The following is a 23,010-nucleotide window of genomic DNA, read 5'->3' as shown; positions in this document are numbered from 1 at the left end:
TTTTTTATCAGCCGCGGTACTGTTGTACGCGTGTAACTCGCAGTCCTTTTGACCCATGACGGTCATAAAGCTTCTGCCAGCCGGAAAATTCTTCCTCGCTAAGATTGTAACGCTCGCACGCTTCCTTAAGCGTCAGAAGCCCGCCACGTACGGCGGCAACAACTTCCGCCTTGCGGCGAGTTACCCAACGACGGATCGTGGGTTCTGGAAGATCCTTAAGTGTGATCTGCTTTCCGTCTGGTCCCGGAACTGATGTGATCACCTGCGATTCATGCACCATCATCAAAGCCCTTCTTTTTGTGGCTCGGTTTGTCGATGGTCTGGTTATACCGGCAGAGTTTTAAGGTCAGACTTGAGCGCGCGTTTGGAATTAATGGAAACTTCCGGCAAATTTCACGCGCAGATAAACCATAAACCGGGAGCCTAAGCCCCCGGTTTTAAAGCGTTTTTTATTCTGCGACTAACTCGCAAATTTAAGACTTACTATCGCTTGATACGAATTAGCTCGTCCAGCATCTCATCGGCGGTTGTAACAATTTTAGAACTTGCCGAGTAAGCCCGCTGCGTCACGATGAGCGTTGTAAACTCTTCGGCGAGATCCACAGTCGATGCTTCAAGCGCACGAGACTGAACTGCGCCAGAGCCGCCTTCGTTTGCAGCCTTCATATTCAGCTGCCCCGAATCAGGAGCTGCAGAAAATGCGCCGCCCGGCTCAAGGTTGAGGCCAGACATGTTCGGGAAGGTCGCCAGCGGAAGCTGATAAATAGAGCGGGACAGGCCGTTTGTGAAAAGCGCGTTCACATAACCGTCCTTGTCAACCTCGACCGAAGACAGGACGCCATATGCACGGCCATCTACTGTTGATTCGACCAGCTCGTTCGGCGTGTCGTATTGCGTAAGGCCACCAGCGGTTAGCGCGCCGCCAATATCAAGGTTAAGCGTTTGCGCTGCCAGACCGGAAGCTGTCGCCCAGCCGATTTGCGGGTCCGTCGCCGTCGCATTGGACGCCAGAATATCGATCGTGCTTGGCAGGGTAGAGTTTGCAAGATCGAGCTGACCATCAGACGTAAACGCAACAACGCCGCTCGCCAGAGTACCGTCAGGGCGACCTGTCGCCTGAAGATCTGATGCAGGAACCACGTGAACTTCGGCAAACCACTCATTCGCAGTCGGGGATTTCATGAACGACATAGCCAGCGTCCGGATGCCGCCGAGCGAATCATAAATCTGAACCGTGCTCTGGAAGTCCGGCGTGAAGTCACCTGACGCCATGCTCACATTCGGGTTGGTCGCAAGGTCATACGTGCCCGCTGCAGGATTGATTGTCTGAGACGCCTCGAGGTTCGCTGAGAAAGAAATATTCTCTGTCGCCTGAGCTGCACCACCGATATTGGACACGCGAACCGGTTCAAGAACGGAAAGGTCGGTCGGGCCTGTCGGGATCGGGTTTGTTTCATCAACCGGCCAGCCATAGAGGTAATAGCCGGATGTGTTTGCCAGATAGCCTTCGCTGTCAGGTTCGAACTGGCCTGCGCGTGTGAAGAAGTATCCGTCAGATGTGGTTGCGTTAGCCGCTTTCTGACGCGTGACAAACATACCGTCACCAGCGATAGCGAGGTGGGTCGAGAAAGTGCTGCTTTCGAGCGCGCCCTGCTCTTCAACCATTGTACGGTTCGAAGCTATAACGCCGCCCGCATTATAGCTGGAGAATTGATCCTGTTGCAGAAGCAGAGCGGTAAAATCAGAACGCTGTCGCTTGAAGCCAACCGTGTTTGCGTTCGCAATATTGTCAGATGTTACAGCGAGTGCTGATGCGTTTGCACGCAGGCCGGATGTGCCAGCCAGAAGAGCTGTGTTGATACTCATAACTGAGTTACTCCTTGAAAGATCCCATCATCACATTGTTCATGTGTCGACCCTTCGTGGTCCGTTTCGCATTAGCGTGGCCGGTCATTTTAACCCGCCTTATTATTCAAATTCGGGCTTAGCTGGCGGCTGCCAGTCTGAGTACCTGATCGAAATAGAAAGCGCCGGCGGTCGTTGAGATCGCCGTCTGGTCGGTCGTCAGGTCAATGCCTGAGACCTGGGCCCGGACACGGGCCGGCACATTCACAGCCTCCCCGCTGGAATCCGTGGCCTGAATAATCATCTGGTAGAACCCATCCTCACGGTCAGAGCCGCTCGTGGTTTCACCATTCCACTCAAAGCTCGCTGTGCCTTCGGTCGTGCTCAGCTCCTGAGAGTAAATTACGTTGCCGCGCTGATCCTGAATGGAAACCTTGGCGCCTTTAACGCCTTCCGGCATGTCATAACGCCACTCAATTCCATCAGCGCCCAATTCACCAACGAGCGAATCAATCTCGACAATCTGCCCCAGATAACCGGACAGGCCTGCAACCGTAGAATTGTTCGTCAGCTGGATCAGCTGCGCCATATTCTGGTTCGTCTGGATTTGTTGTTCCACGCCCGAAAACTGAACGAGCTGGTTTGTGAATTCACTTGAATCCACCGGCTCCAGCGGGTCCTGATTCTGAAGCTGCGCTGTCAGAAGATTGAGGAAGGTATCAAAGTTTGCAGACAGAGACGCGGACGCGCTCGATGCCTGGTTTTGAATTCCGCTGACTGTTGAAACCACATCAACCATCTAAGTTGGCTCCTAGGCTTTCACATCGAGACGCTGTCTCGACCATGCCTGAATCTGAGGTGTCACAGTCCGCGCTTCTGCCGGTTGCTGCTCTGTGTCGGATGCCGCCTGCTGCAGCTCCGCCTGGTCTTCACTATCACCGGAGTGAGTGAACGATTTCTTACTATTGTTCTGATCAAGTTCTACCTGAACGCCGTTATCCCCAAGATCGAAACCGGCCTGGGTAAGTGCGTTCTCGAGAGATCGGAGACCGCGGGTCAACGCGTCAGCTGCAACGGCATCTTTTGCTGCCAGCACAGCCTGCACCCGGCCATCGCGATCGACCTCAATGCGCACATCCACCTTGCCAAGTTCTGCCGGATCAAGACGGATTTCAAAGCGTGATGTTTTGCCATCAAACTTTTGCAGCATTTTCTGGCTGACCTGCGCCAGAACCGCAGCTTGTGTCGCCGCTGAACCGCGAAGATGGGCCGGCAGCGCCGCATCGGCGCGCGCGGCGCTGCGCTGCGCCTCCGTCATCTGCATATCGCCAGCATCAGCTTCGGCGAGGTCCATTTCCTGTACAAACTCTTCGGGCAGAAGTTCAGACGCAGCCAGCTCCTTAGAAGATGAAACTGCCTGAGCAGCTGCCTGCGTCTGTGGTCCTGAATGGCCTTGCTGGCCATTTCCCTGCCCTGAAGATGATTGAGAACCGTTTTGCGCGGCCGCACCCGGCTGAGCCGCTGTAGATGTTGCGGTCGTATTCGCGCTGCCTTGCGCGCCGCCCGTTCGGGACTCGCCGCCATGAGAGGTCGTTGAAGCTGCCGCGAATGAATTACTTTCCGGCACGGCCTGTTTGAGAGGTGTTTCGGCTGGCAGGCCTGATTGCAGCCCCTGTGCCATTGCCTGAGAAGGCTGAGATGGCGCTGGCGTATTAGCAATGCCACTCGCATTGGATGTTGCGCCCTCAAACGGAACGCGCCCCGTCGCGATAGCCGATTTTGCGCCGCCATCAGGCTGGCCAGTGACATTGAGAGCCGACTGGCTTGGGAAGGTCCGGGTTTGGTTATTCTCGCCCTGCGACACGAGTCCAGCATCTGACAGCGGACGCGCCCATCCGGCCCCAGCCTGGGAGTCCTTATATATAGGGGTTGTGGGTGCCGCATCTGAGCGGATCTTCGCTGCATCGCTTTGAGCGCCCTGAGCCAACACATCACCCGAAGCTGGACGAGCGCCATTTGCGGGCGCCGCCGGTTGGGCATTCAGTTGCTGGTCGGCGGTTGGCGCCACACCTGTAAGCGGAGCGTTTGACTTTGAGGCCAGCTGATCTCCACCGGCAGATGAAGAATTGGCATTAGAAGGGAAGGCAACTTGCGGAAATGCACTCTGAACATCAGAAACGAGGCCAGAGAAAGATGTCTGTTGCGGACCGAACTGATTGAGAGATGTTACCGCCTGCGGCGCAGTGCTTTGTGCAAGCAACATCGCAAATTCACCGGCATCGCCATCGAAGGCGTGCGACGGATCATCGGTAACAGTCTTCGCAACAGAAAGGCCAAATGGCACAATATTCATTTACATCTCCACAGCGCGTGTCGCGCCGAAGAGATTAAAAGCAATCGGCTGGCCAGATTTATTGACCGATTTTAACGATTTAAATCACAATAAAAACAGCGAACTAGGCAATCTGCCGGAAATCACTCCTCCATTTACATCGTTCACGGCAACACTTTTTGCCGGGTAGAACGGTAAAAACTGCCCTCTGCGCCGGTAAGCATTCCTTCCAAACAATTGATTTTATGCGGGAATATTTTTTGCACCTTGTAAAGGATTGCGAAATGTCCGCTCCATAAAATCTACCCGTGTATGAGTACGTGCGCGCGCAGGCGAAGAGCGCCTTAGCGAAAGAGCAGACTTGAATTCAGCGGGTGATCCGATGAGCGTAAACAGTATCATGAATACAGGGCTGAGCGCACTTCTGGCGAACCAGTCAGCGCTGCGCGTCACCTCTAACAATATCGCCAACGTCAATACTGAAGGCTATGTGCGTCAGGATGCACGCACAGCTCAGACCGTCCTTAACGGTCAGGGAACTGGCGTTGAGCTTATCGTTCAGCGCGCAGCAGACAGATTCCTCGCCGCAGCGCATCTCGCAGGCATTTCCAATGCCGGCCAGTATGAGGCTACCGCCGGACTGCTGGACCGGGCGCAGGCAGGTTTTGGCGATCCAACCAGCTCAACATCCATGTTTGCAGCCGTCGACAATCTTATGTCGGATGCTGCGGCTCTTGCGAGCGATGCTTCATCCTCGCTTCGTAAAACCGATTTTGTGTCATCTGTGAATGCGACCTTCCAGGACATAAAAGCGACCTTTGAAACGATTGATGGTCTGCGCGACGAGGCCCACCAGAAGCTGACGGTCGCAGTGTCAGACACCAACCAGATTCTGAGCCAAATTTCTGTTCTGAACGCTGAAATCCAGAAGTTCAAAATGGCCGGTGCCGATGCAACCGGTGCAGAAACCCAGCAAAGCCAGCTCATGGACCAGCTGGCGGGTTATATCGACTTCAAAGTGAACCAGCGCGAGCTGGGCGGTGTAGAACTGCGTACAACTTCAGGCCTTCTGCTTGTCGACCACCGTGCGGCGGAGCTCGCCGTTAATCAGAGCACGGATGGTGCACGTTATCCCGGCGTATCCATTTCGCCGGCAGGCTCCGACGCCGAGCTTGATGTAACGCGGCAAATTCAATCCGGCGAGATCCGCGGTTTGCTGACAGCCCGCGATTCCGAATTGCCTGACCTTTCATATTCTCTGGGTGAATATGCGTCGGCGCTGGCAGACCAGCTCAACCAGGCACATAATGAAGGAACCGCGGTTCCTGCCCCGACCAGCCTGACCGGTAGAGAGACGGGTCTTCTTGGCACGGACGCATTGAACTTCACTGGCGCGTCAACCTTCGCCGTTGTTGATTCGTCGGGACGCACGATTGAATCTGTCCAGGTCGATTTTGATGCCGGGACGCTAACGACCTCCGCTGGCGGTGTAACCGCGATGGGCGGCACAGTGGCGGGATTTGCCTCTGCCCTGAACTCTGCGTTCGGCGGGTCTGCATCAGTCAGCTTTACAGACGGCGTCATGAGCCTGAGCGCAACCGGCACAAATGGAGTCGCGATTGCGCAGGACCCAACCAACCCATCCGATCGTGGTGGCCGCGGCGTTTCTGCCTTCTTCGGACTCAATGATCTCGTAACGACGTCACGTCCGGTCTTCTTCGAGACAGGCTTGTCAGGCACAGACGCCCATGGCGTTACGAGCGGCGATATGACCTTCGGCATCCGGAACGGAAATGGTGATCTGATCCAGTCCATCACCTACACACCGGGCGGTGCCACTATTGATGACATTATCAATGATCTGAATGGCGCTGGCGTTCTGGGAAGCTTTGCAACTGCATCACTCGATGCAAATGGCAGCCTGACCATTTCGCCGAACACGGCCGGCAGCGTTGCCGTGATCGATGTCATCTCAGACACAACACTCCGCGGTTCAACTGGCACCTCGCTCAGCGCCATTTTCGGCCTTGGCATTGAAGGCCCTGCCGAACGCGCGCGTGGCTTGTCACTCAAAGACGAACTCAGCCTCAGCCCAAGCCTTCTGGCGACCTCGAAGTTCGACACCACTGCAACTGCGGTAGGTTCCGTTGGCGTGGCTGCTGGCAGCAATGACGGTGCACTCGCGCTTCAGGGCGCACTCGGTAGCGCTGTAAATCTACGAACCATGCAAGGCACAGAATATCTCAATCTGTCGCTCACCGATGCGGCGGCGCAAATTGCGTCCGACGCAGGCTCCAAGGCGACAACGCTTTTGAACAGAGCCGAGGCCTCAGAAGCGCTTAGAGAAGAAGCCAAACTTCGCCGCGCATCTGCAGAGGGCGTCAATCTGGACGAAGAAATGGTCAATATGACCGTCTTCCAACAAAGCTATTCGGCAGCTTCGCGCCTCATTCAGGCGTCGAAAGACATGTACGATACGCTGTTAAACATGGTGTAGGACCTGAATTCGCATGACACGCATCGCCTCCAGCATGATCAATTCAAACGCGCTGACCGATTTGCAGCGCGCACAGCGCGAACTGTTTGACGCGCAGCGCAAGACCGCCACCCAGCGTGAAGCCGAAGACCTGAAAGGCTATGGTTCGGATGCCCGCACTGTTGTCAGCCTCGACCGTATGCGCGCGCAGGCCGAAGCCTATAAAGCGTCAGCCGAAGAACTGACGACACGCCTTGATCTGCAGGACGCACATATCGGCCGCGCTGCCGACGTTGTCGGTACACTCCGCGAAAAGCTCACTAACGCGCTGGCTCTTGGCGACCTTTCATCGGTCGGCAGCGATATTTCTGCCGCATTCTCTGACCTGAAGTCCTCTTTTAACGCGACCCTGAACGGCAAGTACATGTTCGGGGGTAATCTTCCGACCGAAGCACCGATTGTGGCCGATTCCATCAGCGATCTGGCCAATAATCCGCTCGCAGATGCCGTAAATTCAGATGCGCGCGCCGTTCAGGTGCGTATCGACAAATCCCGCCTCGTGGACGAAGCGCCACTCGCACATGAAATTTCGCAAGAGCCTCTGACTATTCTACGTGACCTTCAGATATTCGCTGAAAGCGTGGACGGTCCGTTCACTGACAACCCGACGCAAGCCCAGCAAGACGCGATCAAGTCAGCTCTGTCGCAGATGAAATCTGTTTATGAGGGCTTGATTGAGGCCCAGGGTAAAAACGGCCGTGTGCTCAACGAGACTGATGCAGCAATTGAACGCCACACATCTGAACGTGACCTTCTGGAATCTCTGTCCGCTAACATTACCGATGTAGATCTCGCGGAAGTCGCAGTGCAGCTCAATCAGGCACAGTTGCAATATCAGGCGACAGCTTCGGTGTTTAACACCATTCAGGACCTGTCTCTCGTCAACCTGCTTCGATAATTATGGTCAGCCGATCACGTTGAAGCGTTTGCGGTCGAAAAAGGCGAGAACGCTTTTCAGCTCATGGCCGCGTTTCAGAATCACGCCTTCAGCAGAGACAATTGAGTATGCCCCCTGGCGTCTTGCCAATGCGGGCTGTTTTTCGACTCTATATATCGGCATTTCGGCGGCGCGTTTGAAAATGGAAAAGACGGCGCGGTCTTTATGCATGTTGAGCGCGTAATCCCGCCACTCACCGGCGGCGACCATCCGGCCATACACACCCATTATCTGATCAAGTTCGAGCCGATGAAAGAAAACCGGCTCGTGAGTTTTTGCGTTATTCGTACGAGTTTGAACGTTCATTCAGACACCATGCGCTTCCATACTCACTAGACCAGAGTGAGGGTCTGTTTGTGAAGAAGATTTAATCAAAAACACAAACTTGCCGCAAATCACCCCCTTCTTTGCCTATCACGATACCCAATATTGAAAGTGTCGGGCGCTGGCAGGTGTTCGCTCCAGACCCATCAGCCCCCCAGCCCCCTGGGCGTTCGCTAATGCCGGTACCCGACACCCGTTCACACGGGACACATGATGAAACTCCCCAATCAAAACGCGTTGCCTCTGGTAACGCGTTTTTTGGTAACCAAATCTGTGGCATGTTCCCCGTGGATGGGAGTGGCAGTGTGGACACGATTGTAACGGCATCGAAACTAACTAAACGCTATCGCGCTCATACCGCGCTGGATGGCGTCAGCTTCGAATTGCATAAGGGCGAAATTGTTGGCCTTCTGGGCCTCAATGGTGCTGGCAAATCCACAACGCTTTCACTTCTCACCGGACGGCTTCTGCCTGATGAGGGAAGCGTCAGCATTCTCGGACACGATCTCTCAACCGATCTACGCGCCGCGCAGGCCTGCTTCGGCTTTCTGCCAGAAGGCGCGCCGCTTTTTGAAGACCTGACGATTGAAGCCCACCTCAAAACACTCGCCGGGCTCCGGATTGGCATTTCCGCGGATGATGTCTCAAGCGCTATAAAACGCTTCAATCTTGAAAACGTCCGCACCAAGACGATTGAGACTTTATCTAAAGGTTACAAGCGCCGGACCGCGCTCGCTGGCGCATTTCTCGGCAACCCGAAAATCCTGTTTCTGGATGAGCCTACCGATGGTCTCGACCCGTTCCAGAAAGACAGCGTGCTGGAGAGCCTTGCAAGTCACAGAGACGAGCAAACCCTGCTGATCTCCACCCATAGCCTTGAAGACGTTGGCGCGATCTGTGACCGGATAATCGTTCTGAGTGCAGGCAAAAAAGTATTCGATGACCGCACCATTGCGCTTGCAGCGCGCGCGCCAGACGGCACTCTGAAAACAGCCTTTGCGGACCTTCTTCAAGACGCGGAGGCACAATCGTGAGCGCTTTCAAGTCTATCTGCAAACGCGAACTTCGTGCGTTCTTCGCAAGTCCGCTCGCTTACGTATTCATCGGCGTGTATCTGCTGCTTTCCGGTCTCGCCACCTGGAATATTGCCCGCTTTTTTGATACCGCCCGGGTCGATCTTGATCCGCTATTCCAGTTCCAGCCCTGGTTTCTGGTGATCCTTGCCCCGGCCATCGGTATGCGCCTCTGGAGCGAAGACCTTAAGAGCCGTTCGTCAGATATCTATTTCACGGCGCCCGTCCCGCTAATTAAAATCCATCTGGCTAAAGCCGTTGCAGGCCTCACCGTGCTCATCGCAGCTCTGGCAGCAACACTCCCCTATTGGGTTGTCGTCAGCTATCTGGGCGCGCCGGATCATGGGCTGATCGCGCTCAATTATCTGCATCTGATCCTGATCAGCGCGCTATTTCTGATTATCTCAATGACCTTCTCTGCCGTAACACGGCAGCAGGTCGTCGCGCTTGTGCTTGGTGTAACCGTCAATCTCATTCTGCTGGTCGCAGGACTGAACATTGTCACCGATATTGCCGGAAACCTGCCCGCACGCCTTTTAACGGGCTGGCTTGATAGTTTCGGGCTGTTCTCGCTGCTGACAAATGCTCAGCGCGGTGTTCTTAGACTTTCTGATCCTCTTATTTATCTCAGCCTGATGGCGCTCTTCTGCATTGCTGGCGTTACGCTTCTCGACGCACGCCGTAGACCCGGTCATCCAGTTTGGCGAAGCTGGACGGGCGCAACGCTTGCCATTCTATTTCTGGGCTTTCCGGCAATGCGTGCAACGCTCGATCTCACCATCGGGCAAGTCCGGATTGATGTCACGGGATACCAGCTCAATACGCTCTCTTCGGGCGCAAAGGCGCTCGCGGCATCCGTAGAAGAGCCGATTGATCTCACACTCTTCTACAGTGAAGACATAGGGTCTGAATACCCGAACATCCGCGCGCATGCAGACAGGGTAGAGGCACTTCTGAACGCTTTCGCAGTCGCTTCTAATGGAAACATCCGTATACAGACAATCAATCCCACCCCCTTCTCTTCCGGCGAAGACCTGGCGATCACACAAGGTATCTCTGCCGTTCCGACCGAGGGTGTCGACCCGCTCTATTTCGGTTTGAGCGGACGAAATCTGGTCGATGATCAGAAAGCCATTCCATTCCTTGCGCCAGAACAAGACCATCGTCTTGAGTTTGAAGTCGCACGAATGATTTCCCAGCTGGATAGTGTGACGCGATCGCGTCTCGGAATTTTGTCAGATATTCCCGCGCTCGACGGCGCGATTACCGGCAATCAAAGATCGGCGATCCAGCGCGCGATAGAAGATCAGTATCAGGTGAGCTGGTTGACGGGCGATATGTACTCTCTGCCAGATGGTCTGGAAGCGATTATCATTGCCCAGCCGGAGCATCTCAGCACTTACACGCTCTATCTTCTCGATCAGTATCTCCTTTCGGGCGGCAATCTGATTGTGCTGGCAGACCCTGAGCCTGTCATGCATCAAACCCGCCAGATCGCAGAGCCGTTGCGCAACTGGATGGCAGGCTGGGGGCTAACGCTTACGAGCGATATTGTCGCCGATGAAAGCCTTGGCCTGCCTGTGACGGTGCAATCAGCCTCCGGAAGCCGTACAGTCAGCCAACCAATATTTCCCGCGCCGGGACCTTCTCTCTTTGAGAGGGAAGACTTTCTGACCGCCAATCTCAGGCAACCAATAAACTTCGGGGCCCCGGGATATCTGGTCTTTGACGACAATGATGCGGTTAGCCTTTCGCCGCTCGTCTCCACGAGCGATGCACCTGCTCTCATCTCTGCAGACGCGCGCAGCAACGTATCTCTCACGCCAACGACTGCCAGAAATGTGATGGTACCGCATGAAGGGCCCCTCACGCTTGTGGCGCGACTGAGTGGGTCATTCCCGTCATTCTTTACCGCCGCGCCGCAGCCGGACTTACCTGATGACCCTGTTCTGGCGCGTCTTGCCGCAAGCGAGGCGAATTCAAACACCGGTTTTATAAGTCAGGGACAACAGGCGAATATCCTGTTTATTCCGGATACGGATATTCTTTTCGATGCCTTCTATATAAATCCTCAGGACGGCACGACGATTGCCGACAACCGCGCCTTCCTAATGACTGCGATTGATCAGTTCGCCGGTAATCCTGAACTCGCCCGGCTCCGCGCCCGCCCACCTGCAATTCGCCCTATGACGCGGGTAACCGAACTTCGTAACGAAGCCGAAACCCTATACCTCGCCGAACAGACATCCATTGAAGAACGACTCTTTGAGCTCGAAGCTGAAATCGAATCTGCAGACGAAACATCTAATGTCCGCCTACAGACAGAATACCTTGAGGCCCGCGAAGCGCTACGTGATCTTCAACGGCAATTCCGTCAACGAATAGACGGTCTGGAAGCATGGCTTCGCTGGTGGACAATCTGGTTGCCTGCAATGCTCACATTCCTGCTCAGCGCGACCATCAGACTTTGGGTCAGGAGGTTTTCGCGATGACATTGATCGAAAAAATGCCTGCGAAAACTCGTTTCGTTATCGTAACGTTCGGTATCCTGACGCTGTGTCTGTTCCTTCTGGTACATAGCATCCTCACCGCAGCGCCCCGGAGTAGCGATGTTGATGCTCGCCCGCTTTATTCACGCGACGCGATTTCGAGCGCGCAGGAGATTGAGATCACCACTTCTGAAGAGGTGTATACGCTCGCCAGATCAGGCGATGCGTGGACTCTACGCGAAAAAGCCGGCTTCCCTGTCCAACGGGAAAGCGTCGCTGAACTGTTGAACGCGCTTCAGGTCCTCGCGCCCGTAGCCCGTTCTACGGCGCTACCAGAGCGTCATGCCAGCATCGGCGTGACAGACCCGGACCAAGGCGGATTTGGCGCAGCCATCAGAATTGATGCGCAGGACGACATATTCATTTTCGGGCGAAAAGACGCTGCTCAATACGGTCGCCTCCGAGGCGAAGATCAGGCCTGGCGCCTGAATGAAGTCCTGCCCCCGCTATACAACCCGCTGCGCTGGATTTCACTGGGCGACGACACACTTCCGCGCCCGCAAGATGACGTGACCGCCGTCAGCATTCGAGGCGGCGGGCGAACGGCAGCCATTCTGCGAGATGGTGAAAACTGGATCACCGATCAGGGAGAGGCTGTATCAGATGCGACCATAGACGCCGCAATTTTTACATCCAGGATGCTCGAACTTGAAGATGTCCGCCGCGAAGGCCTGACACGGGCCTTTTACACCATCTATTTCGATTATGCCAATGACCGCATGCAGGCGATAGAGCTCCTGCAGGACAATGATGCCGTCTGGGCCCGCTTCCGCTTTGAGGGATTTGGCGAAGAGATGCAGCTATACGCGGGACGGGAGTTCCGTATTGACGAGCTATCGGCGCTCGATCTCGCGCCAGAACTTTAGCCCGTCGCCAATGGGACCATGCCGAAATCGAGGATTTCGTAAGAATCCTGCTCCTGCAGTATGACCACACAAGCTTCATGCTCACATTCAAACGTAAAGCTCGCACCGGACGTGCCATCCCAGGTGCCAATTTTTTCCAGCCCGGTTGCGATATTCATATGCGGAAGATCCGTGCCGGAATTACCGCCGCGATCAGGACTGAGAACTGTTATGCCCGGACGATAGCCGACAAGCCAGATATCTGACGGCGCGACGGGCTGAGGCGTTGAGATTTCAACAAACGAATCCGTCACATGCACACGCGTTCCCGGATCAACCTCATGATCCACATGATGGATACGTTCGACAATATTGGATTCGGATACGCCTGAATTTTGCGTGCAACCATCAACAACAACCTGAGGCGTGTACGGACCGCGCAGATCAAAGGCTTCTGCATAATTACGCTGGCGAACAAGAAACTCAGGCTCGGCGTATGGCTCTTCGACGCCCATATATTCCCAGTAAGGCACGGACCATACGATAGGGAAAATATGCTGATCTTCTTCTGTCAGCCCGATCAGAATTTCGTTCGCAGTCGGGCACGCGACGCAGCTCTGGCTTGAGAACAGCTCAACCAGTATCGGACGTGACGTCACAGAGTCGGCCTGTGCAGACAGGCCATTCAGGCACATCACACCGGCGCTCAATAAAAACAGGGATCTGAAATCAGTTTTTCTCATGGGACCAATTTAGCTAAGCTGACGCACACTTACCAATCAACTGGCTGTGACCAATAGGACAAATAGCAGTTCCCATGAAAAAAGCCCCGCGGCACATGGCTACGGGGCTTTTTCGTATACTTTGGGCAGGTTTTAGCCTGCTTCACTCGCCAGATTGCGCAGCACATAGTGCAGAATGCCGCCATGGTTGAAGTAATCCAGCTCGTTTTGGGTATCGATACGAAGCTTCGCCAGAACGATATCATGCTCGCCATTCGGGAACTCGATCAGAACCTCAACATCCTGACGCGGCTTCAGATCAGCAATGCCCTTGATCGTAACGATCTCATCGCCTTTCATGCCAAGGTCTTTCCAGCCTTTGCCTTCCGGCAGCTGAAGCGGCACCACACCCATACCGATCAGATTGGAGCGGTGAATACGCTCAAAGCTGTCTGCAAGAACGGCCCGAACACCGAGAAGGTTTGTGCCTTTCGCTGCCCAGTCACGTGATGAGCCTGTACCGTATTGCTCACCGGCAAAAACAACGAGCTCTTTACCGGCGTCTTTGTACTTCATCGCCGCATCATAGATCGACATAACGTCGCCCTGAGGCCAGAGCTTGGTGACGCCGCCCTCGGTACCCGGAACCATCTGGTTCTTGATGCGGATATTGGCGAACGTGCCGCGCATCATGACTTCATGATTACCGCGTCGTGAGCCGTAGGAGTTAAACTCGGAGACCGGCACACCATTATCTGCCAGCCAGCGGCCAGCAGGACTATCTGCTTTGATATTGCCGGCAGGCGAGATGTGGTCAGTCGTGATGGATTCAGCGAACAGGCCGAGAATACTGGCTTTCTCGATGTCGTTGATTGCATCCGGCTCCATCGTCATGCCCGCAAAGTAAGGCGGGTTCGCGACGTAGGTGGATTCAGGCCAGCCATAAGTCTCGCCGCCTTTCACTTCAATTTTTTGCCAGTGCTCGTCACCTTTGAAGACGTCGCCATAACGCGTGTCGAACATTTCAGGTGTCACGCATTCACGAACAACAGCCGTAATCTCTTCATTCGATGGCCAGAGGTCAGAGAGGTATACCGGCTCGTTCTCATCATCATATCCGATCGGATCCTGAGTGAGATTGATGTTCATGGAGCCTGCGAGCGCATAGGCTACAACCAGTGGCGGGCTTGCCAGATAGTTCGCACGAACATCAGGGTTCACACGGCCCTCAAAGTTCCGGTTACCGGACAGAACTGACGTTGCGACGAGGTCAGCCTCGCTGATCGCTTTGGAGATTTTCTCCGGTAACGGGCCGGAGTTACCGATACAGGTCGTACAACCATAGCCGACAAGATCGAAGCCGAGCTTGTCGAGGTCATCCTGAAGACCGGCTTTCGCCAGGTAATCGGTCACGACCTGAGAGCCTGGTGCGAGCGAGGTTTTCACCCATGGCTTCACAGAGAGGCCCCGCTCGACCGCTTTCTTGGCGACAAGGCCAGCTGCAATCATGACGGACGGGTTTGACGTATTCGTACAGGATGTGATCGCCGCGATGACAACATCGCCATGACCGATGGAATAGTCTTCGCCATCGACTTTAGCGCGCCTGGTCGCTTCATCGAGCTTGTTGAACTCGGTGCCAAGCGTTGTTGCGAAGGCATCTGCCGCATCGTCGAGAATAATACGGTCTTGCGGACGTTTCGGGCCGGCAATGCTCGGGCGTACAGTGGAAATGTCGAGTTCGAGGGTGTCGGTATAGACAGGGTCGCCCATATCTGCGCGCCACATACCTTGCGCTTTCGCATAGGCTTTGACGAGTTCGATCTGCTCTTCGGAGCGGCCGGTTGTTTTCAGATAGTCGAGCGTTTCATCATCAACAGGGAAGAAGCCACATGTCGCGCCATATTCCGGCGCCATGTTCGAGATCGTAGCCTCATCTTCGAGAGACAGATTGGCAAGGCCCGGACCGTAGAATTCAACGAACTTACCAACCACGCCTTTCTCGCGAAGCATGTCGACGACAACCAGAACGAGGTCAGTCGCGGTCACACCTTCAGCCAGCTTGCCGGTAAGTTTGAAACCGATGACCTCAGGGATCAGCATGGAGACCGGCTGGCCGAGCATAGCCGCCTCGGCCTCGATACCGCCGACACCCCAACCGAGAACCGAGAGGCCGTTCACCATTGTGGTGTGAGAGTCTGTACCCACACAGGTATCCGGATAGGCGACCGTTTCGCCGTCCTCGTCTTTAGTCCAGACCGTGCGGGCCAGATACTCGAGGTTCACCTGGTGACAAATGCCTGTGCCCGGAGGCACAGCGCGGAAGTTTTCAAAAGCGGTCTGGCCCCATTTCAGGAACTCATAACGCTCAGCGTTACGTTCGTATTCACGCGCCACGTTCTTTTCGAACGAGTCTGCATGGCCGAAATAGTCCACCATGACCGAGTGGTCGATGACGAGATCAACAGGCACTTGCGGGTTAATGGCTTTCGGGTCAGCGCCAAGCGCTTTGGCCGCATCGCGCATGGCGGCAAGGTCAACGACGGCAGGAACGCCGGTGAAATCCTGCATGAGGACGCGCGCCGGGCGATAGGCGATTTCGTGCTGGGCAGAGCCCTTATCGGTCAGCCATGCCGCGAAGGCTTTAATATCGTCGGCGGTGACTGTCGTGCCATCCTCAAACCTCAACATGTTCTCAAGAAGCACTTTGAGAGAGGCCGGGAGACTGGTTACATCACCAAGGCCATTCGCCGCAGCTGCTTCGAGACTGAAATAGGTATAAGTCTTGTCGCCTACGGTAAGTGTTTTCTTGGACTTGAAGCTGTCGAGAGATGCCATGGGCTTTTCTTCCTTCCTGCGTATATGCAAACTGGCTACACGTGGTCAGTGTGGAGGTCCGTTGAACGATTATTTATCGCCACAACCCGCCACCTGCAATTCGTCTGTCGCCATGTTTGGAAGCTAGTTTGTCTGAAGACCCGTTAAATTCCGAATTTGCCTTGCAAATCAGCAACCTTACAGCCGTCAGAGGGTATAGCTTACTGTTCTCTGGTCTGGACTTCATCTTATCTAGTGGCTGCTTTGCTGCTCTTAAAGGGCCGAACGGGACAGGTAAGACAACGCTTTTGCGAATTATTGCGGGCTTTATCGAACCTGAAACAGGGAACGTATCCCGCGCTGAAGAGTTCCGCGATCAGGGTCCCTTTTTTCTCGGTCATGAACATGGGCTTCGTGCCAGCGAAACGCCGCTCTCACATTTGAAGGATTGGGCGGACATGCACTTCGCCCCGCGCGACCGGATTAGCGCTGCTATCGAGCGTGTCGGGCTCACCATTCGCCAGAACGTTCCCGCCTATTCTCTCTCTGCCGGACAAAAGAAACGTGTGGCGCTCGCACGCGCGCTCGTCGCCCCGCGCAAGCTATGGCTTCTGGATGAGCCCGCTTCTGCGCTCGATGTGCACGGTCAGGCACTCTTATGCGATCTGATGCGAGAACATCTCGGCTCCGGCGGTTCAATACTCGCCGCGCTGCACGACCCGCTGGAACTCCAGCCAGACACCATTCTGGATCTCGGGGAGTACGCAAAATGAGAGGTGTACTCGCTATTTTCCGCCGCGAGCTGGTGCTTGCATGGGCGGGCGGCTCAGGTTTGTTCCTGCCGGCAGCCTTCTTTGCCGGAACGATTTTCCTTGCGCCGCTAGGCGTTGGCACAGAGCCCCGTCTTCTATCGGCGCTCGGTCCGGGCCTGATTTTCGTAGCGCTTTGTCTTGCCTCGCTGACGACCCTTGAGCGTATTTTTCAGGCCGACCTTGAGACGGGCGCTCTGGACCATCAGCGTCTCGCAGGTCTCTCTATGGAACTGGTGACCCTCGTAAAGGTCGCCGCGCACTGGCTGGTTTCCGGACTGCCGATCGCGCTCCTCACGCCAATTGCTGCCGTTATGATGCGTGCCGAAACAGTCAGTGCATCCACCATCCTGCCTGTCCTGCTGGGCAGCATCACCATCTTCCTATGGGGCGGCGTTGGCGCCTCTCTGACAGCCGGTCTTCGGCGAAGTGGACCGCTCGTTGCGCTTCTTGTGCTGCCGCTCTTCGTCCCGGTTGTGATCTTCGGCGCTGAGGAGCTGAACCATCTTCTCACTGGCGGAACCTTCGGCGCCGGACTGAGCCTTCTTGCCGCAAACAGCCTTGCCGCACTTGCCATCTCACCATTTGCAATGTCACTTGCACTCAAACTGGAATAGAGACACGCGCATGTTTTCGACTTTCGCAAATCCGCACCGCTTTATGGCGTTGTCAAAATGGCTTCTGCCAGTGTTTGCAGGGCTTGGCATTGTCATGCTTGCGACCGGCTGGGTCTGGGCGATTTTCTTCGTGCCAGAGGAACAGTATCAGGGCGCGACCGCGCGGATCATGTATATCCATGTGCCTGCCGCGATGGTCTCCATGGCCGCCTACGCCACTATGGCTGTCGGCAGTCTTCTCTATCTGACGCTCAAGCACACACTAGCTGATGTTGCGGCCAAAGCCGCCGCGCCGACGGCGGCCGCGCTGTCCTTTATCTGCCTCATTACGGGTGCGCTCTGGGGTCGTCCGACCTGGGGCACTTATTGGGTATGGGATGCGCGCCTGACCAGCATGCTGTTCCAGCTCTTCCTGATTCTTGGCTATATGGCGCTGCGTTCTGCATTCCAGCGCGAACAAGACGCGGCCCGCGCAGGCGCTATTCTCTGCCTTGTGGGCGCGGTAAACCTGCCAATCATCAAATTCTCGGTCGACTGGTGGAATACGCTCCACCAACCAGCAGGTTTCATCACGATGAGCGGTTCCAGCCTAGCGGGCGAGTTCTTCTGGCCCCTGCTTTATAACCTCTTCGCGGTTATGTTCGTGTTCGGCGCTCTTCTCATGGGGGCCATGCGCGCCGACATTCAGAACCGTCAGTATGAAGCGAAGCTCGCACGTCTCAACAGGAGCGGATCATGAACGAAGCACTTACCGGTCAGGTCAATTCCGGCGATGTCTTCATCTGGGCGAGCTATGTGATCTCCGCAATCACACTGGGCGGGGTCGCGCTCTGGACGATTATCCGCATGATGAGCGCAAAGAAAAAGCTCGCCATGCTGGAGCAGGCGAGCGCTTCTGAAAAAGACTGAGACTGAAGGGCTATTTGCCCTTTTTGTCTTTCTTCTTTTTCTTCTTCTCTTTTTTCTTTTTTTCTTCGGTCTTGGCGTCGTTCGTCTTCTTCTTCGCCTTCACATCAACCGGAGAATCCAGCTCCTCAAAGTCTGCCCAGTCCACACTGGCGAGCAAACCCAGAATACCGACAAAAGCGCGTCGGCGATTGCGCGGGATCATGTTGAGAATGGCATCATCTGCACGCTGAACAATCGGCAGAACCGTATTCAGCGCTGCGGTTCCGTCCGGCGCCATATGTACCGACTTGGCACGTGCATCCAGCTTGGCCTGACGGCGCTCCAGCAAGCCACGCTTTTCCATGCGCGCGACCATGTCAGCCAGGGTAGAGCGGTCAATGCCGGTCGTTTTGACAAGGTCTGACTGTGAGCAGCCTTCATTCTCATTTACGGCCGCAAGTACCGCGAACTGACGAAGTGTAATGTCTGCGTCGCTCATCCCATCAAACTGCTCGGACGCAAACTGCTGCGCGCGGTGAAGCAGGTGACTTGCCGACTTATCAAGGCTGAATGGTTTGTCCTGATCGATATTTTCCACGGCGTGCACCCCCGGTTTGTTACATGTTGACAGCGTGGCTTCACTGATAAGCATAATACGCAATTGTTTCAGTCACGTGAAACTTGATCGTATGCGGATGATTTTCCCGAAATCGGGCATTATTCGACCATAGAATGATTTAGGGGGAAGCATGTCACGCGAGTCAGCAGACTTTAAAATCGGGATTCCGGACGGTGATGATCGCGAACGCCGCATGTGCCAGCGCTGTGATTTCATCGATTATGTGAACCCGAAAATTGTCGTCGGCTCAGTTGTGACGTGGGAGGATAAAATCCTCATATGCAAACGCGCCATCGAACCGCGCCTCGGTTTCTGGACACTGCCTGCAGGCTTTATGGAAAATGGCGAAAGCATTGAAGAAGGCGCGGCGCGCGAGGCTCGCGAAGAAGCCTGCGCCAATATCGAGATTGAACGCCTGCTGGCCGTTTATTCCATCCCGCGCATCTCGCAGGTCCAGATCATGTTCAAAGCAAAGCTTCGCTCACCAGACATCGCTGCAGGGCCGGAAAGTCAGGATGTGAAGCTCGTTACCTGGGATGAGATCCCGTGGAAGGAAATGGCGTTTCCGTCTGCCGTCTGGGCGCTCAAACAATGGCACAGCCTAAACGGCGAAACGGTCCATCCGCCTTTCGGAAATCCGGAAGGCACTGACCATATGACGCGCGGATAGCGTTTAGCTTTCCGCTTCGTCTTTCTTATCCGGCGACCAGTATTTCATGACATAAGGCAGGTTCAGAAGCATGAAGCCGATCACAATCGGGAAGTTCACAAGCTTCATCCAGGCCCAGACACCTTCCTGATCACGCGAGCCAAGCTCAATACCGAACAGGGTGTAAGGTTCTGATGGCACCAGCGTCAGGCCGAGGAAAGTCAGCGGTGTTTCCGGCGCCGGGCAAAAATAGCGCCAGATGCACTCATTGAGCACGGCCAGAAAGATAAAGAACAAACCCCAGCGAAAGGCGAGCGTGTTCCACGCATTGTCCGGCAGCTCGAAAGCATGCTCGAGCATCAGCTTCCAGAGATTTTTACCCGCTGCAAGACCGCCAAGGATCACCGCCGCAAACAAGAGATTGATAATCGTCGGCTTGATGTAGGCGAAGGCTTCCTGCTGAAGCGCGATTGTCAGCACGCCGAAAAAGCCGACCACACTGCCCGAAAGGATCAGCATTGGCGGGACTTTTTCTTTCCGCGACAGCTTAAGGCCAATCACAATCGCCGTAGATAGCATGAGCGCGCCGGTTGCCCAGAAGATCGCTTTATCGCCGGAAAACATGCCTTCCTGATCGGGAACGCGTCCCATCAGCGTGTATGTCAGGATGAAGGCGATAGTCGGTCCGAGCTCTGCCCAAAGGCTTGTCGGGCTTTTGCTCTGTTGCTTGTCAGCAGGATCTTGTGCGTCAGTCATGGCTCTGTTTACGCACTATTCCGCCAAAGAGTTCAATCACATTCGCGCGGGTGGCGGGAAATTATGATCAGGCGAAGATGGTCACGGACAAAATTGTCCAGAGAAGCCCGACAGACAAAGCCCCACCAAAATAGATCAGAACCCAACCACGATAGCGTTCTTTTGCAGCCTCTTGGAACTGATTATACGTCTGCCTCTTCTGTTCATCGAAGCGGCTTATTTCGATCCTGCGAAATAATAGACAGCATACTGCGAGAGCACCAAAGCCAACCCAGAACGTTACTTCCGATAACGATGGCAGATCAACGAAACGCCTCAATATCCAAATGAAAGATATAGCAACTGGAAAACCCCAAATCGTGAGTTTCAGACTCAGGTTCTGACGCGGTAGAACTTTAGTATTCCGGTACTCTGCTATGGATCGGCTAATCCAAAGCCAGATTAGCATGAACATTGAGGCAAAAAGGTTGTTGAGCGCGTGCGCAGGAGCAAACAACATCAACACAACGGTGCAACACAGAAGGAAGAATTCCAGCCGAACGAGATATGGCGGAAATAAATCACTCGCCTTCGGAGTGCCTTGTGTTTCGAGCGTGCCTGCGTGTTCCATCTTCTAAACAATCGCCCTTGCTATGAAGAAGAGTCCTGTAAGTAATATTAAGGCGGCGGCAATGAAGGCGAGGTTAAGCGGATTTCTTAATTGTTTCCCAATTTCTTCAGCAATCATCATGTGAATGAAGCAACCGATAGCCACCACAACGATGACAACCATAGAGATATCCAGGATGACGCCTTCGGGTATCTGTGGCAGCCCTGAAATCAGGGCTTGAAACCAATCAGAAATAATTACCAGAATGATTCCCGCTCCAACCGCCATCATCACGGGAACCAGCAATACGTTTCGGATCGTCTTTCGCCAGGGTATCGGGCGCTTGTCGAAAACCGCCTGAATGGCAGGTATCGACACCCAGATCACGCCTATCACCAGAGCCCAAGCCCAGCGCCAGATGGACTCGAATGGAAGAAGCTCGCCTCCCGCAAAATATGCGGTCATGAAAATCACCGCGACTAGCTCCTGCCAGGAGGATTTTGCGGCCACGTTAGGCGATTTGGTTTCTACCTGATCTTGCATTTGGCAACGTTAGCAGCCGCCGATGCGCGCGCAAGAAAATTCAGGCCGCGCTCGATGCCGAAAGCTTTCCGCGGACCTTAGATATGACCTTAAGCGCCATACCGCGCGCGCCAGCCGCATCAAGCGATGCCACGCAGAGCGCATAAGCTGCCGCGCCAAAGCCAGCCTTCAGCATGAGTTCGACCAGATCCCATTCAAGGTCCGGCATGAGGCGAACCACACCGGCCATAGCTGCGCAGGACACAAGCACTTTGACTAAATCGAGCAAAGGCACCGGCAAAACAACATGGCGTCGACCGAACAGGCGGAGCAGCACCATGCCGAGGAAGTAGCACCCCACCGTCGCATACACTGCACCCATCAGGCCGATGCGCGGAAGCAGAACGATATTCAGAATGACATTCGCGATCGCCGGGATTGTCATAATCATGGCCCGCTCTGCAGTCTTGTGCGCGAGCTGGAAGCTTTCAGAAAAATAGTGGATCAGCGTGCCATTGAAGAGGCCGGCAATCGCAATCCATGGAATGATATGTCTGGCCTGCTCGCGAAGCTCCTCGCCAATCATCACATTGGCGAGCGGTGTCGCAGTTAGCGCAATGCCGGCCGCCGCTGGAATGGCGATCAGCATAATAGATTGCGCCATGGTGCGCGCTTCGCGCTCTGCGGCTTGCCGTCCCTCGGTTTCAAACGCTTCCATCACCAGCGGTGACGCAGCCATACCGGCCCAGGCACACAGCATAAGAACGGTTTTATCCGCCACGCCGTAACCGGCGGCATAAGCACCAACGGCCGCCTCATCGAGGAAGAAAGCAATCAGGAAACGGTCTGAAGCAGAGAGAATGAGGTCCAACACAAGGGCTGCGGAAATCGGCACACCATAGCGCAGATAGCGTTTAGCGTTCTCTGGCACGAGACGCCCACCACGTGAGTTTTTCCAGAGCCAGAAGCCTTCCGTCACGCCCGCCACAGCAAACGAAACCGTCAGACCGATAAGCGGCGCCGCCGCGCCAAACCCGCCCATGAGCGCAAGGCCAACACCAACGATAAAGCCACCAAGTGTGCGGCCAATCTCAACCGCCGAAAAGCGACGAATACGTTGACTGGCACGATGTGTCTGCAGCGCCAGATTTGCCAGCACAGACACAGGCAGAAGAATAATCAGCCAGGGCAGTATCGCCTGAAACTCCGGCGCCTTAGCGACCATGAACCAGACAATGGAAAGCACCAGAAACGCCGGAACAAGAGAGACGAGGCAAAGCGTAAGCGCTGTGCGATAATGCGCAGACAAGGTTCCGTTCGCTTCTGCCTCGCCGTTAAACCGGTAACCGGCAGCCTCCACCCATGTGAGGGTGAAGGTGTGCATCAAGTGCATGGTGGAAAGCGCAAGCGCGTAGCGGCCGTATTCTTCTGGCCCAAGAAGGCGCGTAAACACAAACACGCCGCCGAACGCAACCAGCGCCGATACGAGGTTTACAGGCAAATAGCCGAACAGGTGTTTGATCAGTTTTGGCAAATTGCGCGCCTCTCCTGACGCGCAGTCTTAAGCCAAAGCCATAAAAA

At 54.9% G+C, this 23,010-nt stretch carries 22 protein-coding genes; 10 read left to right on the top strand and 12 right to left on the bottom strand.

Annotated features, from left to right (window positions below):
* Positions 1-7 precede the first annotated feature (7 nt).
* From P1U45_RS05680 to P1U45_RS05665, 4 genes are all read right to left on the bottom strand, one after another.
* On the bottom strand, positions 8-280 hold the full coding sequence (locus P1U45_RS05680; RefSeq protein ID WP_027441468.1) for a DUF1153 domain-containing protein: 273 nt from the start codon (positions 278-280) through the stop codon (positions 8-10).
* 203 nt (positions 281-483) lie between these two features.
* Positions 484-1,866 carry a flagellar hook protein FlgE gene (locus P1U45_RS05675; protein WP_301058065.1) on the bottom strand — a complete coding sequence of 461 codons (1,383 nt, stop codon included), beginning with the start codon at positions 1,864-1,866 and terminating at the stop codon, positions 484-486.
* Between the two features lie 118 nt (positions 1,867-1,984).
* Complete coding sequence (locus P1U45_RS05670; protein WP_301058063.1) at positions 1,985-2,644, bottom strand: flagellar hook capping FlgD N-terminal domain-containing protein; 660 nt, start codon at positions 2,642-2,644, stop codon at positions 1,985-1,987.
* A 12-nt stretch (positions 2,645-2,656) separates the two neighbouring features.
* Positions 2,657-4,198 carry a flagellar hook-length control protein FliK gene (locus P1U45_RS05665; RefSeq protein WP_301058061.1) on the bottom strand — a complete coding sequence of 514 codons (1,542 nt, stop codon included), beginning with the start codon at positions 4,196-4,198 and terminating at the stop codon, positions 2,657-2,659.
* A gap of 361 nt (positions 4,199-4,559) precedes the next feature.
* On the opposite strand from P1U45_RS05665, the gene flgK reads away from it, so the two are divergent.
* Both flgK and P1U45_RS05655 read left to right on the top strand, forming a co-directional pair.
* A complete protein-coding gene (gene flgK / locus P1U45_RS05660) occupies positions 4,560-6,674 on the top strand; it encodes a flagellar hook-associated protein FlgK (RefSeq protein WP_301058059.1) in 2,115 nt (704 codons plus the stop codon).
* A gap of 13 nt (positions 6,675-6,687) precedes the next feature.
* Positions 6,688-7,611 carry a flagellin gene (locus P1U45_RS05655; RefSeq protein WP_301058055.1) on the top strand — a complete coding sequence of 308 codons (924 nt, stop codon included), beginning with the start codon at positions 6,688-6,690 and terminating at the stop codon, positions 7,609-7,611.
* 6 nt (positions 7,612-7,617) lie between these two features.
* On the opposite strand, the gene P1U45_RS05650 is transcribed toward P1U45_RS05655, so the two are convergent.
* The gene (locus tag P1U45_RS05650) at positions 7,618-7,956 is read right to left on the bottom strand and encodes a DUF2794 domain-containing protein (RefSeq protein WP_293609911.1); all 339 of its coding nucleotides are present in this window, start codon (positions 7,954-7,956) and stop codon (positions 7,618-7,620) included.
* Positions 7,957-8,279: 323 nt separating this feature from the next.
* Here P1U45_RS05650 and P1U45_RS05645 point away from each other — a divergent pair, with 323 nt between their 5' ends.
* From P1U45_RS05645 to P1U45_RS05635, 3 genes are read left to right on the top strand one after another with little or no spacing between them, the layout of a single operon-like run.
* Positions 8,280-9,008 carry an ABC transporter ATP-binding protein gene (locus P1U45_RS05645; protein ID WP_301058053.1) on the top strand — a complete coding sequence of 243 codons (729 nt, stop codon included), beginning with the start codon at positions 8,280-8,282 and terminating at the stop codon, positions 9,006-9,008.
* Positions 9,005-11,539 carry a Gldg family protein gene (locus P1U45_RS05640; protein ID WP_301058050.1) on the top strand — a complete coding sequence of 845 codons (2,535 nt, stop codon included), beginning with the start codon at positions 9,005-9,007 and terminating at the stop codon, positions 11,537-11,539. Before P1U45_RS05645 ends, P1U45_RS05640 begins: the two co-directional genes overlap by 4 nt.
* Complete coding sequence (locus tag P1U45_RS05635; RefSeq protein ID WP_301058048.1) at positions 11,536-12,462, top strand: DUF4340 domain-containing protein; 927 nt, start codon at positions 11,536-11,538, stop codon at positions 12,460-12,462. The genes P1U45_RS05640 and P1U45_RS05635 overlap by 4 nt, the downstream gene beginning before the upstream one ends.
* Here P1U45_RS05635 and P1U45_RS05630 read toward each other — a convergent pair.
* Both P1U45_RS05630 and acnA read right to left on the bottom strand, forming a co-directional pair.
* Entirely contained in the window at positions 12,459-13,184 is a 726-nt protein-coding gene (locus P1U45_RS05630; protein WP_301058046.1) for a DUF1223 domain-containing protein, read from the bottom strand. The genes P1U45_RS05635 and P1U45_RS05630 overlap by 4 nt on opposite strands.
* A gap of 132 nt (positions 13,185-13,316) precedes the next feature.
* Complete coding sequence (gene acnA, locus P1U45_RS05625; RefSeq protein WP_301058044.1) at positions 13,317-16,001, bottom strand: aconitate hydratase AcnA; 2,685 nt, start codon at positions 15,999-16,001, stop codon at positions 13,317-13,319.
* Positions 16,002-16,117: 116 nt separating this feature from the next.
* Here acnA and ccmA point away from each other — a divergent pair, with 116 nt between their 5' ends.
* From ccmA to ccmD, 4 genes are read left to right on the top strand one after another with little or no spacing between them, the layout of a single operon-like run.
* Complete coding sequence (ccmA, locus tag P1U45_RS05620; RefSeq protein ID WP_366144967.1) at positions 16,118-16,753, top strand: heme ABC exporter ATP-binding protein CcmA; 636 nt, start codon at positions 16,118-16,120, stop codon at positions 16,751-16,753.
* Positions 16,750-17,406, top strand: coding sequence for a heme exporter protein CcmB (gene ccmB / locus P1U45_RS05615; RefSeq protein WP_301058042.1), 657 nt, complete (start codon positions 16,750-16,752; stop codon positions 17,404-17,406). The genes ccmA and ccmB overlap by 4 nt, the downstream gene beginning before the upstream one ends.
* Positions 17,407-17,416: 10 nt before the next feature.
* On the top strand, positions 17,417-18,145 hold the full coding sequence (gene ccmC, locus P1U45_RS05610; RefSeq protein ID WP_301058040.1) for a heme ABC transporter permease CcmC: 729 nt from the start codon (positions 17,417-17,419) through the stop codon (positions 18,143-18,145).
* The gene (ccmD, locus tag P1U45_RS05605; RefSeq protein WP_301058039.1) at positions 18,142-18,315 is read left to right on the top strand and encodes a heme exporter protein CcmD; all 174 of its coding nucleotides are present in this window, start codon (positions 18,142-18,144) and stop codon (positions 18,313-18,315) included. Before ccmC ends, ccmD begins: the two co-directional genes overlap by 4 nt.
* A 10-nt stretch (positions 18,316-18,325) precedes the next feature.
* Here the strand turns inward: ccmD and P1U45_RS05600 are convergent, their stop codons facing one another.
* Positions 18,326-18,892, bottom strand: a complete 567-nt coding sequence (locus P1U45_RS05600; RefSeq protein ID WP_301058037.1) for a MarR family transcriptional regulator — start codon at positions 18,890-18,892, stop codon at positions 18,326-18,328.
* Positions 18,893-19,043: 151 nt separating this feature from the next.
* Between P1U45_RS05600 and P1U45_RS05595 the strand changes: the two genes are divergently transcribed.
* Positions 19,044-19,583: an NUDIX hydrolase gene (locus P1U45_RS05595; RefSeq protein ID WP_301058035.1), complete on the top strand. Its 540-nt coding sequence runs from the start codon at positions 19,044-19,046 to the stop codon at positions 19,581-19,583.
* Between the two features lie 3 nt (positions 19,584-19,586).
* Here P1U45_RS05595 and P1U45_RS05590 read toward each other — a convergent pair whose 3' ends face one another.
* The 4 genes from P1U45_RS05590 to P1U45_RS05575 all read right to left on the bottom strand — a co-directional run bounded on the left by P1U45_RS05590 (position 19,587) and on the right by P1U45_RS05575 (position 22,963).
* Positions 19,587-20,318, bottom strand: a complete 732-nt coding sequence (locus tag P1U45_RS05590; RefSeq protein WP_301058033.1) for a septation protein IspZ — start codon at positions 20,316-20,318, stop codon at positions 19,587-19,589.
* Positions 20,319-20,385: 67 nt separating this feature from the next.
* Positions 20,386-20,928, bottom strand: a complete 543-nt coding sequence (locus tag P1U45_RS05585) for a hypothetical protein (RefSeq protein ID WP_301058031.1) — start codon at positions 20,926-20,928, stop codon at positions 20,386-20,388.
* Positions 20,929-20,931: 3 nt separating this feature from the next.
* The gene (locus P1U45_RS05580) at positions 20,932-21,450 is read right to left on the bottom strand and encodes a hypothetical protein (protein WP_301058029.1); all 519 of its coding nucleotides are present in this window, start codon (positions 21,448-21,450) and stop codon (positions 20,932-20,934) included.
* A 40-nt stretch (positions 21,451-21,490) separates the two neighbouring features.
* A complete protein-coding gene (locus tag P1U45_RS05575) occupies positions 21,491-22,963 on the bottom strand; it encodes a lipopolysaccharide biosynthesis protein (protein WP_301058027.1) in 1,473 nt (490 codons plus the stop codon).
* Positions 22,964-23,010: the final 47 nt, after the last annotated feature.

It is taken from the genome of Ponticaulis sp. (genome assembly GCF_029210165.1).
Lineage (GTDB): Bacteria > Pseudomonadota > Alphaproteobacteria > Caulobacterales > Hyphomonadaceae > Ponticaulis.
The sequence above is the reverse complement of the archived record's forward strand: the minus strand, read 5'-3'. Positions and strand labels throughout refer to the sequence as shown.

Coding starts and splice junctions, on each gene's coding strand:
- P1U45_RS05680 (WP_027441468.1), bottom strand. CDS start 280: ATGGTGCATGAATCGCAGGTGATCACATCAGTTCCGGGACCAGACGGA.
- P1U45_RS05675 (WP_301058065.1), bottom strand. CDS start 1,866: ATGAGTATCAACACAGCTCTTCTGGCTGGCACATCCGGCCTGCGTGCA.
- P1U45_RS05670 (WP_301058063.1), bottom strand. CDS start 2,644: ATGGTTGATGTGGTTTCAACAGTCAGCGGAATTCAAAACCAGGCATCG.
- P1U45_RS05665 (WP_301058061.1), bottom strand. CDS start 4,198: ATGAATATTGTGCCATTTGGCCTTTCTGTTGCGAAGACTGTTACCGAT.
- flgK (WP_301058059.1), top strand. CDS start 4,560: ATGAGCGTAAACAGTATCATGAATACAGGGCTGAGCGCACTTCTGGCG.
- P1U45_RS05655 (WP_301058055.1), top strand. CDS start 6,688: ATGACACGCATCGCCTCCAGCATGATCAATTCAAACGCGCTGACCGAT.
- P1U45_RS05650 (WP_293609911.1), bottom strand. CDS start 7,956: ATGAACGTTCAAACTCGTACGAATAACGCAAAAACTCACGAGCCGGTT.
- P1U45_RS05635 (WP_301058048.1), top strand. CDS start 11,536: ATGACATTGATCGAAAAAATGCCTGCGAAAACTCGTTTCGTTATCGTA.
- P1U45_RS05630 (WP_301058046.1), bottom strand. CDS start 13,184: ATGAGAAAAACTGATTTCAGATCCCTGTTTTTATTGAGCGCCGGTGTG.
- acnA (WP_301058044.1), bottom strand. CDS start 16,001: ATGGCATCTCTCGACAGCTTCAAGTCCAAGAAAACACTTACCGTAGGC.
- ccmB (WP_301058042.1), top strand. CDS start 16,750: ATGAGAGGTGTACTCGCTATTTTCCGCCGCGAGCTGGTGCTTGCATGG.
- ccmC (WP_301058040.1), top strand. CDS start 17,417: ATGTTTTCGACTTTCGCAAATCCGCACCGCTTTATGGCGTTGTCAAAA.
- ccmD (WP_301058039.1), top strand. CDS start 18,142: ATGAACGAAGCACTTACCGGTCAGGTCAATTCCGGCGATGTCTTCATC.
- P1U45_RS05595 (WP_301058035.1), top strand. CDS start 19,044: ATGTCACGCGAGTCAGCAGACTTTAAAATCGGGATTCCGGACGGTGAT.
- P1U45_RS05590 (WP_301058033.1), bottom strand. CDS start 20,318: ATGACTGACGCACAAGATCCTGCTGACAAGCAACAGAGCAAAAGCCCG.
- P1U45_RS05585 (WP_301058031.1), bottom strand. CDS start 20,928: ATGGAACACGCAGGCACGCTCGAAACACAAGGCACTCCGAAGGCGAGT.
- P1U45_RS05580 (WP_301058029.1), bottom strand. CDS start 21,450: ATGCAAGATCAGGTAGAAACCAAATCGCCTAACGTGGCCGCAAAATCC.